The following is a 9,722-nucleotide window of genomic DNA, read 5'->3' as shown; positions in this document are numbered from 1 at the left end:
CCCTGCACATCGTCGTGTTCGTCGAGCGCGTCGAGCACCGCCATCACCTGCTTGGCCTCCGACACGCTGGTCAGCTCGATCAGGTTCTGCGGCGCATAGGTCAGGTCGGCCGAGGTCACCGCAATGCCCGCTGCCTCGATGGCCTCACGCACCGCCATCGTGTCTCCGGCAGCGGCGGTGACCCGCCAGGTATCGCCTTCCTGCTCGACATCCTCTGCGCCGGCATCGAGCGCCACCAGGATCAACTCGTCTTCATCGGGCACCGTGCCTGCTGCCGCAGACCCATCGGGCTCCGACTCGCCCGCAGGCACCACTACCACGCCCTTGCGCTCGAACTGCCACGCCACCGCGCCGGGTTCGGCCAGCGAGCCGCCGGCGCGCGTGAACACGCTGCGGATCTCCGAGCCGGTGCGGTTGCGATTGTCGGTGAGCACGTCCACGAACATGGCCACGCCGCCCGGTGCGTAGCCCTCGTAGGTGACCTGCTCGTATGAAACGCCCTCGAGCTCGCCGGTGCCTCGCTTGATGGCCCGCTCGATCGTGTCCAGCGGCACCGAGTTGTCGCGGGCCTTCTGGTACATGGTCCGCAGCGTCGCATTGGCGTCGAGGTCGCCGCCGCCCTCGCGTGCGGCCACCTCGACCTGGCGGATCAGCTTCGCGAACAGCTTTCCGCGCGCTTTGTCGGCGGCACCCTTGCGGTGCTTGATCGTGGCCCACTTGGAATGACCGGACACAGACCCCTCCCGAACGAAATGTGCCAAAAGGATGTGCAGCCGCGACAGTCTGCCGCGCTCGGCCGCTCAGCGGGCCAAGGCGGCGCCGACCATGTCCAGGAAGAGCTCGTGAATGCGGTCGTCGGCCGTCAGCTCCGGGTGGAAGCTCGACACCAGGATCGGTCCCGAGCGGCACAACACAGGGACCGATGCCCGAGCGCCGTCGGTTGACGAGTTCGAGGCGGGACTGATCTCGGCGAGCACCTCGACGCTGTCCCCCGCGCGCTCCACCCACGGTGCTCGAATGAACACCGCCTTGAAGGGCTCATCGAGGCCGTCGGCGGTGAGCTCGGCCTCGAAGCTGGCGACTTGGCGGCCGAATGCATTGCGGCGCACCGAGATGTCGATGGCGCCGAAGCAGCGTTGATCCGGGCGGCCGTCGAGCACATCGACAGCGAGCAGGATCATTCCCGCGCAGGTGCCGAACGCCGGCATACCGCCGGCCAAGCGTTCAGACAGCGCATCGAACAGCCCGCTCGTGCGGAGCAGGTGCGACATCGTGGTCGACTCGCCGCCCGGGAGCGCCACGGCATCGACGCCGTCGAGATCTGCTGGCACGCGGACTTCGACAGCTCTGGCCCCGGCGCGCCGGAACGCGGCGACGTGCTCAGCAGCAGCGCCCTGCAGCGCGACAACGCCGATCAGCGGCTGGCTGTCGCTCGCTGTCACCGATGCGCGGCGATTCTGCTCTTACCAGCCGCGTTCGGCGAGCTTGGTCTCGAGGCCTTCCATCTCGAGACCCGGCATGGCGCTGCCGAGACCCCGGCTGACCTTGGCCACCACCGACGGATCGCGGTAGTGCGTGGTGGCCTCGACGATGGCCTCGGCCCTCGGCCCCGGGTCTTCGCTCTTGAAGATGCCCGAGCCGACGAAGACGGCCTCGGCGCCGAGCTGCATCACCAGCGACGCGTCGGCTGGCGTCGCGATGCCGCCGGCGCAGAACAGTGGCACCGGCAGGCGTCCGGTCTCGGCGATCTCCTGCACCAACCCGAGCGGCGACTGCAGCTGCTTCGCCCAATCGAACAGTTCGGCAGCATCGGCCTGGGTGATCTTGCGGATGTCGCCCGTGATCGAGCGCAGATGGCGTACGGCCTCGACGATATTGCCGGTGCCGGCCTCGCCCTTGGAGCGAATCATGCAGGCACCCTCGGAGATGCGCCGCAGCGCCTCGCCCAGGTTGGTGGCGCCGCACACGAACGGGACGGTGAACGCCCACTTGTCGATGTGATGCGCCTCGTCTGCGGGTGTCAGCACCTCGGATTCGTCGATGTAGTCGACATCGAGGGCTTCGAGCACTTGGGCCTCGCCGAAGTGGCCGATCCGGGCCTTGGCCATGACCGGGATCGTCACGGCCGCCTGGATGCCCTCGATCATCGCCGGGTCGCTCATGCGGGCGACGCCGCCGTCACGACGAATGTCGGCTGGCACGCGTTCGAGCGCCATGACGGCGACTGCCCCGGCGTCCTCCGCGATCTTGGCCTGCTCGGGCGTGACGACATCCATGATGACGCCTCCCCGGAGCATGTCGGCAAGCCCGCGCTTGACCCGCACCGTTCCGACCAGATGAGACGCTCCGTCACCTGAATTCATGCGCTCAGTGTAGGGAACGCCCCCAGTGCTGCCCCCAGGAGGTGATGGTCAGAATTCGCGCAGCACCGCCACCCGCGTCTCGAGGTCGGCCCGGTAGTCGGGCAGGCTGTCCGGAGCAACGGCTGCGTCCGCCCTCGGATCGGCCAGCCACAGCGGCCAGGTGACACGAGGCGCATCCGTGCGCACACCGTTCGCCGACATCGTCTCGAGCGCATCGGCGAGACCTGGCGGGTAGCGGGTCAGTCGCACGGCTTCGGCATCGTCGTCGAAGTCACTGCCGGTGCTGGCCTCGCGCTCGGTGCGAGCCTGCACCAGCGGCCACAGAGCCGGCCACAACAGCGCCGGGAACCCCACCGTGGTCACGGCGGTGGTCAGGTAGGCAGCTCGTCCATCACGAATCTGCGTCAGCAGCCGCGCCACGACGGCCTCCAGCTCGATGCGATTGAGCGCGTCGAGCAGACCCTGGGTGACGACGAGGGTGGAGCGATCCGACCGTCGGCCGAATGCCGTCGCATTCGCAGCCGAGCTCGGCGCGACAGCGAGCGTCGGCACCGGAACGCCCACGAGCAGGCAGACGCCGTCGACGACGTTTTCCAGGCGAGGATGACTGTCAGCATCGCTCGTCCCCGAGACGGCTCCGACGAGCGCTCGTTGCAGGCGTCGCTCCCCCGCCGCCAGTTCGACGGCCGCGAGCACGCATGCCGCGGCGAGCGCAATTGGCAGCACCCACCAGCCGAGCCCGGTGAACAGCGCCACTGGCACGCCGACGATGGCTGCCGCAACTAGGTGCACGGCCCAGAACTCCGCCAGCAGCTTGTCGGCTCGGCTGCGATAGATGGCGAACAGCGGGTCCACCCGCTGCATTCAACCGCCCCCGCTGCCCCGCAACACGCCGATGTGTCGCATTCCGCGATGATCACGCCAGTCCGGTGACGGCTCAGCCTTCGGCGGAGGCCCGTTGGGCGATGGCGCGCTCGTACATGTCCGCGTAGATATCCGCCAGGCGGGCCATTGAGAACTGCTCGGCCCGCTGACGGCCCGCTGCGACCAAGTCGGCCGCTCGGTCGGGGCGCCTGAGCACACCGACGAGTGCCTTCGCCAGCGCCTTCGGGTCGCCCGGGGCCACGAGAACGGCTTCGTCGCCGACGCTGACAACGTTGCGATAGCCGGGCAGGTCGCTCGCGACCACCGGCGTGCGCGCTGCCATCGCTTCCAGGAGCACCACGCCGAAGCTCTCGCCGTGCAGCGACGGCACGCACAGCACGTCGGCACCCTTGATGCGCGCCAGCTTCTCGGCCTCGCTGACGCGACCCAGCCATTCGATGCGCGTGTCGCGCTGGTACCGGCGCTGCAGTTCCTCGGTCTGCGGGCCGCGCGACATCACCCACAGCCGGATGCCTTCGGGCAGCCGTGACATGGCCTCGAGCAGCACCGTGAGGCCCTTGCGCGGCTCGTGGCGGCCGATGTAGGCGATGGTGGGCGCTTCGTTGCGCTTGGGAACCGCGTCGTCGAAGTGGTCGAGCTCGACGCCGTTGAAGACCAGTTCGTAATCGCCGCCGACGCCGTTGCGGGCCATCTCGGCGGCGTCGGCCGATACTGCGGCCCGAACATCGATCCGAGACGCCAGCCATCGAGTGCCCGGCACCAGATACGCGAGGCTGCCGCCCGCTGCGTGCCAGGTCCCCACCGTCGGTGCAGAGCGCAGGAACAGCGCCGTCTGCGTCGGCCCGGGACACAGCGGCTCGTGCAAGTGCAGAACGTCGAACTCCTCATCGCGCAGTGCCCGCACGGTGCGCAGCGTGCAGGCGAAGTCGGGGGCGATCGGGGCGACCGACCCGTTCGCGAACGTGGGGATGCTCGCGCCGAGCGGCGTGACACCGGTCTGAGGCGGTGCGCCGTCGCAGGGCGCCAGCACCCTCGTCTCGTGACCGTTCGCGGCCAAGGCTCGCGCCAAGCCCAGCACCTGTACCTGGACGCCGCCGGCACTGGTCAGGCTGTACGGCGAGATGATCCCGATTCTCACTCAGCCGTTCCTCACTGTCGAAGGGGCGGTTGCATCAGATGGGCGCATCAGATCGGGCGAACCTCGCCGGCGATCCGCGCGGGAATACTCACTGTCGAACGTGACGCTAGGCGCGGCACAGACGCCACAACAAGACCGATCGCAGCTCGCTTCTATGGAGCGTCGGCAGCGTCGCCTGAACCGACGGTTCGATCCGATGGCCAATTCGGGCCGAAGAGATGCCACTGGTGCGGTTCTGCGGCGATCAGCGTGACCAGCTCGTCGGCGAGCCGCTGGGTGACCGCGGCCACATCGTCGCGCAGGCGCCCGTGCCGCGTGACATCGATCGGCGGCCGAACCGTGCCCAGATGCCTGCCCCGGGGGCGGAAATACACGGCGGTCGGCAGCAGGGCGGCGCCTGATCGCAACGCCAGCATCGCCGGACCTGCCGGCAGCGTGGTTCGCTCATCTCCGAAGGTCACCTCGATGCCGTCGCTGGTGAGGTCACGGTCGCACAGCAGGCAGACGATCTCGTTCCGTCGCAGGGCACCGAGCACCTCGCGTCCGGCGTTCGGTCCCAGCGGCACCACTCGCATACCCAGTCGCTCACGGAATTCGGCGAACCACTCGAAGAGCTCCGGCGGGTCGAGCGGCTCTACCACCACGGTGATGGGCAATCGATTGACTGTCGCCATCCAGAACCCGGCCCACTCCCAGCCCCCGAGGTGCGGCAGGGCCAAGATGACGCCGTTGCCACGTTCGAGGGCTTCCTCCACGTGGTGATAGGCCGGCACGTCGATACCCCGGTCCAAGGTGAGCTCGCTGAGCGCGGGCAGGCGGAACGACTCCAGCCAGTAGCGGGCATAGGAGCTGAACGCAGCCGCTGTGGCCCGGCCGAGATCGTCCGTCGAGGCTGTGGCCCAGCGCTGCGCGCGCGCCTGATGCCGCCGGACCATGGCTGCTTTGGCGGGCATCAGCCGGGCGAGCACCGGGCCGGCCAGTTTGGCTACGCGTTCGGAGAGCCACAGCGGGGCCAGCCGGGCGGCTGACGCCCCCACCTGATACCCCAGCACTATTGCGCTGTCCCGCCCTCGCGGGCGGCGTGCCCTGTCCCGCCCTCGCAGGCGGCGTGCCCTGTCCCGCCCTCGCAGGCGGCGTGCGAGATCGCGCACGCGCCCTCGAAGTGGCACTGCGTTCACTGCGACATGCGTGCGCTGGCCTGGCGCCACACCTTCACAAAGCGCATTACCGCAGTCACCACAGACAGCGCCAGCAGCACCCAGAGCAGCGGAATGAGCAGTACTTCGAAGGCAACCGCGACAGCGAGCACCACCGTCCGCTCGGCACGCTCCATCAGTCCGCCCTTGGCTTCGAAGCCCAGCAGCTCGGCCTTGGCTCGCTCATAGGAGATCACTGCGCTGACACCGAGCACTGCCATCGGCAACACCGCCCACTGCGCGCCGTGCTCACCAGCGAGATACCACGCGATGCCTCCCAGCAGCAGGCCGTCGGTGACCCGGTCTGCCGTCGAGTCGAAGAAAGCGCCCCTGCTTGACGAAGTGCCCCGGGCCGCTGCGACCGGCCCGTCAAGGAGGTCTGAGAGCGCGGTGATCACCAGCAGCACAGTGCCCAGCACGAGCCGGCCAGCGCCGATGGCGATGGCGCTGGCGGCCGACATGACGAGGCCGAGCCCCGTGAGCACATCCGCGCTCAGGCCGATCGCCGCAAGGCCCCGCCCGATCGGAGCCGTGACACTGTCGACGCCCTTGCGGAACTTGCCGTCGAACATCGTCAGCCCGCGTCGCCGGATGCCGCAGTCGCGCTTGTCCCAGCGTCGGCCTCATCCGCTTCGGCAGCAGCAGGAGCCGACGCCGTTTCGATCCAGGTCTCGGGATTGTCTTCGACCCACTTCTCGAGCACCGCTCCGTTGAGAGCGTCGACCAGCACCAAGCCCCGCCGCTCGGGCGGATCTTCCGCTGAGTAGACGAGCACGCGCCATGTCGGGCGGCTCATCCAGCCGCGCCAGCCGAGCTGGGCACTGGCGTGCCCCACAGCGAAACCGACGTCAGCGACGGCGGCTACCAACGCCTCGTTCTCATTGACAGCGAACCGGCGTCCCGCGGCGAATTGGTAGATGCCGGCGAGAGCGAGCAGCACACCGCCCGTGACCACCCCGGTGTTGAGCAGCACCGCATCGCTGCCCAACGAGAGCGCTGCCGTGGCAGCCCAGACACCCACAGCAAAACACAGCGCGCCGGTGATCTTGCGCCGCGAATTGTCGGGGAACTTGTACGCGCCGACAAATCCTCGGTCCAAGTCCTCCGGAAGCTCGTCGCGTACCTCGCCAAGTTCGTCTGGCTCGGCCATCGAGGCCAACGCTACCGGCGCTCCCGCGCGTCCTACAGCAGCACGCCGAGCAGGGCGGCTGCGTCGCTGACCGGCTCGCCAGCATCGGCGGCAGCATCGATCTCGGCGAGGGCACCGGGTGTGTCCAAGTCATCGTCGAGACGTGCTCGCATCCGTGCCAGCGCACCGTCGCCGCGGCCCGCGGCCCGCCAGCGTTCGAGACGGCGGGCTGCGTCGGCAACCAGCTCCTCAGACCAGTCCCAGTCTGACCGGTAGTGCGCGCCCAGCAGCGCCAGACGCACCGCCATGGGCTCCCAGCGCTCCCGCAGGTCGGCCACGAACGCCAGGTTGCCAGCCGACTTGGACATCTTGACGCCGTCGCGCCGCACCATCGATGTGTGCATCCAGTGGCGCACGAACGGCCGCCCCGTCGCGGCTTCCGACTGCGCCCGCGAGCACTCGTGATGCGGGAACACCAAGTCGCTGCCGCCGCCGTGCACATCAACCGTCTCGCCCAGATGCTCCAGCGCCAGCGCCGAGCACTCCACGTGCCATCCCGGCCGGCCGAGGCCCCACGCGGAAGACCATTCGGGCTCGCCGGGCGCCGAACGCTGCCAGAGCACGAAATCGAGAGGGTTGCGCTTGTCGGGGTCGTCGGGCCGGCCCCCGCGGCTGCGCGCCAGCTCCACCATCTCGGCGGCATCGAGGCCGCTCAGCTCGCCGAAGCTCTGTGCCGCCGAGACGTCGAAGTACACGTTCTCGCTGGTGCGATAGGCATGGCCGCTGCGGAGCAGCCTTCCGATCAGTCGCCGGATGTCGGCGATTGCCGATGTCGCCCGGGGCTCGGCGTCGGCGGGCAGCAGGCCCAGCGCCGCCATGTCCGCATCGAACGCGGCGAGCGACCCCGCAGCCAAGTCCAGGTAGTGCACGCCCATGGCGCGCGCCCGTGACAGCAGGTCGTCGTCGACGTCGGTGATGTTGCGCACACAGCGGGTGCGGCATCCCTGGTCTCGCAATCGCCGTTGGAGCACGTCATAGGCCAGGAACGTGGCAGCGTGACCGACGTGGGTGGCGTCATAGGGCGTGATGCCGCACACGTACATCCGCACGGTGCTTCCCGGCTGTGCGTCGAGCGGCACGACAGCTCGCCGCTGGGTCTCGTACAGCTTCATCTGGCTTCATCGCCCTGCTTGCAGATCCTGATTCATCGGATCAGCCGGGCCGGATCAGTCGGGGACAGTCTCAGCGGCCGGTTGGACTGCGTCGGTACCGCTCGGCCCGCCGCCCAGCACGCTGATCGGCACGTGATCCAACCCCACGAGCCGGAGCGCGACACGGGTGCGGTACCGGGTGTTGAGCTGCATCAGCACAGCAGTGAAGGCTTCGATGGCGGTGGCGTTGGACAGGTTGCCGCAGTCGAGCGCCCGTGCGCCGGGCATGCGATCCACGATCTCGGCGATGTGCCAGGTGGCCTCGCGATGGTCGCTGCAGATGAGAATGTCGCCGTGCACCGGCTCGTCGAGATTGCCGAGCTCGGTCGCGGGCACGTGCTGAAGGGCAGCCGCAACCCGCGAGTCAGGCAGCGTCGCCTGCACCGAGGCTGCGACGGAGCCTCTCGGCGGGATGAGCGGCACGAACTCGTCGTCGACGCGGGCCAGCGCGTTGGACATGGTGGCCACCACCTTGCCGCGCAGGTGCTCAGCCACGTCCCTCGCGGTAATGGCCGCCGCATCCCAGGGCGTTGCGATCACCACCGTGGGCTCGGCTGCAGCGAGGCTGTTGGCGCCGGGATGGATGCGCAGGTGACGGTCGGGCCACCGATCCACGATGTTGTCCACCACCTCCATCGACCGGTACTTCGAACGCGAGCCCAGCGTGATCTCGCAGCCGATGTCGGCCAGCCGGGCTGCCAATGCGGCGCCCGCGGGCCCGGTGCCGCCGATGATGCCGATCCGGGTGGGTTCGGCACTGCTTCCGGGACTCGCTGCAGCGACCCCGTCAGCGGACCCGTTGGGGGTTGCATCTGCTGGCACGGCGCTCACGGTACGGCCGAGCGCGCCCGGCAGCAATGTGACCGGCCGGCGTCTCGCCCGGTGGCTCGGCCTCGGCGCGCCGGATCACGTGCACTCCCGCCGGCAGCGGCACCCAAGTGGCGCGTGGCGCAGCGGTAGCGTCCGGCGAAGAACGGTGCTGTACGCGGCAGCGCCCAGACACCCAGCGGAGGCGAGAGCGTGGCGGGCAGCGGAATCGTGGAAGGCAAGAAGTTCCTCATCACCGGCGTGCTGACCGATGCCTCGCTGGCGTTCAACGTGGCCCGCTTGGCGCAGGAGCACGGCGCCGAGGTAGTGCTCACCGGCGCCGGCAGGGGCATCCGGCTTACCGAGCGAGCGGCCCGGCGGCTGCCCGACCCGCCCGATGTGCTGCCGTGCGACGTCACCCTGCCCGACGAGATCGAGGCTGTGCGAGCCGATCTGGAGCAGCGCTGGGGCCGACTGGACGGTCTGCTGCATGCCATTGGTTTCGCGCCGGCGAGCTGCCTGGGAGGCAATTTCCTCCACGCCCCCTGGGAGGATGTCGCCACGGCGCTGAATATCTCCGCCTACAGCCTCGCTTCGCTGACGTCGCCGATGGCGCCATTGCTGGCGGAGGCCAAAGGCGCAGTGGTCGGGCTCACCTTCGATGCCAGCGTGGCGTGGCCGGTCTACGACTGGATGGGCGTGGCCAAGGCGGCCTTCGAATCAGCGGCGCGCTATCTGGCCAAGTCGCTCGGACCGCAGGGCATCCGGGTGAACCTGATCTCGGCGGGACCCATCCGCACCATGGCTGCCAAGTCGATCCCGGGATTTGCCGAGTTCGAGGACGCCTGGACCGAACGGGCACCGCTGGGCTGGGACATCACCGACAGCGAGGCAGTGGCCCGCAGCACCCTGGCGCTGATGTCGGACTGGTTCGGCGGCACCACCGGCGAGATCGTGCACGTGGACGGCGGCTACCACGCCATGGGTGCGTAG

The 9,722-nt window shown here is 69.1% G+C and carries 11 protein-coding genes; 1 reads left to right on the top strand and 10 read right to left on the bottom strand.

Features of this window, described 5'->3' with window-relative positions:
- The 10 genes from VI480_RS11530 to npdG form a co-directional block, all read right to left on the bottom strand.
- Window positions 1-734, bottom strand: a 734-nt coding sequence (locus tag VI480_RS11530; RefSeq protein ID WP_323672994.1) for a YebC/PmpR family DNA-binding transcriptional regulator, incomplete at its 3' end; no start/stop codon positions are given.
- 66 nt (window positions 735-800) lie between these two features.
- Entirely contained in the window at window positions 801-1,442 is a 642-nt protein-coding gene (pdxT, locus tag VI480_RS11525; RefSeq protein WP_323672993.1) for a pyridoxal 5'-phosphate synthase glutaminase subunit PdxT, read from the bottom strand.
- A gap of 21 nt (window positions 1,443-1,463) precedes the next feature.
- Entirely contained in the window at window positions 1,464-2,363 is a 900-nt protein-coding gene (pdxS, locus tag VI480_RS11520) for a pyridoxal 5'-phosphate synthase lyase subunit PdxS (protein ID WP_323672992.1), read from the bottom strand.
- Window positions 2,364-2,411: 48 nt separating this feature from the next.
- The gene (locus tag VI480_RS11515; protein WP_323672991.1) at window positions 2,412-3,218 is read right to left on the bottom strand and encodes a hypothetical protein; all 807 of its coding nucleotides are present in this window, start codon (window positions 3,216-3,218) and stop codon (window positions 2,412-2,414) included.
- An 82-nt stretch (window positions 3,219-3,300) separates the two neighbouring features.
- Window positions 3,301-4,386, bottom strand: a complete 1,086-nt coding sequence (locus tag VI480_RS11510; protein WP_323672990.1) for a glycosyltransferase family 4 protein — start codon at window positions 4,384-4,386, stop codon at window positions 3,301-3,303.
- Window positions 4,387-4,538: 152 nt separating this feature from the next.
- Window positions 4,539-5,438, bottom strand: coding sequence for a phosphatidylinositol mannoside acyltransferase (locus VI480_RS11505; protein ID WP_323672989.1), 900 nt, complete (start codon window positions 5,436-5,438; stop codon window positions 4,539-4,541).
- Between the two features lie 122 nt (window positions 5,439-5,560).
- A complete protein-coding gene (locus VI480_RS11500) occupies window positions 5,561-6,154 on the bottom strand; it encodes a CDP-alcohol phosphatidyltransferase family protein (protein ID WP_323672988.1) in 594 nt (197 codons plus the stop codon).
- Between the two features lie 2 nt (window positions 6,155-6,156).
- Window positions 6,157-6,732 (bottom strand): hypothetical protein, encoded by a 576-nt coding sequence (locus VI480_RS11495; RefSeq protein ID WP_323672987.1) that lies wholly within the window; start codon window positions 6,730-6,732, stop codon window positions 6,157-6,159.
- 32 nt (window positions 6,733-6,764) lie between these two features.
- The gene (gene cysS / locus VI480_RS11490) at window positions 6,765-7,883 is read right to left on the bottom strand and encodes a cysteine--tRNA ligase (protein ID WP_323672986.1); all 1,119 of its coding nucleotides are present in this window, start codon (window positions 7,881-7,883) and stop codon (window positions 6,765-6,767) included.
- A gap of 54 nt (window positions 7,884-7,937) precedes the next feature.
- Window positions 7,938-8,744 (bottom strand): NADPH-dependent F420 reductase, encoded by an 807-nt coding sequence (gene npdG / locus VI480_RS11485; RefSeq protein WP_323672985.1) that lies wholly within the window; start codon window positions 8,742-8,744, stop codon window positions 7,938-7,940.
- A 198-nt stretch (window positions 8,745-8,942) separates the two neighbouring features.
- On the opposite strand from npdG, the gene fabI reads away from it, so the two are divergent.
- Window positions 8,943-9,722 (top strand): enoyl-ACP reductase FabI, encoded by a 780-nt coding sequence (fabI, locus tag VI480_RS11480; protein ID WP_323672984.1) that lies wholly within the window; start codon window positions 8,943-8,945, stop codon window positions 9,720-9,722.

Origin of the sequence: Candidatus Poriferisodalis multihospitum (genome assembly GCF_028283155.1) — a bacterium.
In the GTDB taxonomy this organism is placed as follows: domain Bacteria; phylum Actinomycetota; class Acidimicrobiia; order Acidimicrobiales; family Poriferisodalaceae; genus Poriferisodalis; species Poriferisodalis multihospitum.
This window is presented reverse-complemented; position numbering and strand designations above follow the sequence as displayed.

What these genes read in the sequence shown, in the direction of transcription:
- pdxS (WP_323672992.1), bottom strand. Translation starts at nt 2,363, where the DNA reads ATGAATTCAGGTGACGGAGCGTCTCATCTGGTCGGAACGGTGCGGGTC.
- VI480_RS11500 (WP_323672988.1), bottom strand. Translation starts at nt 6,154, where the DNA reads ATGTTCGACGGCAAGTTCCGCAAGGGCGTCGACAGTGTCACGGCTCCG.
- VI480_RS11495 (WP_323672987.1), bottom strand. Translation starts at nt 6,732, where the DNA reads ATGGCCGAGCCAGACGAACTTGGCGAGGTACGCGACGAGCTTCCGGAG.
- cysS (WP_323672986.1), bottom strand. Translation starts at nt 7,883, where the DNA reads ATGAAGCTGTACGAGACCCAGCGGCGAGCTGTCGTGCCGCTCGACGCA.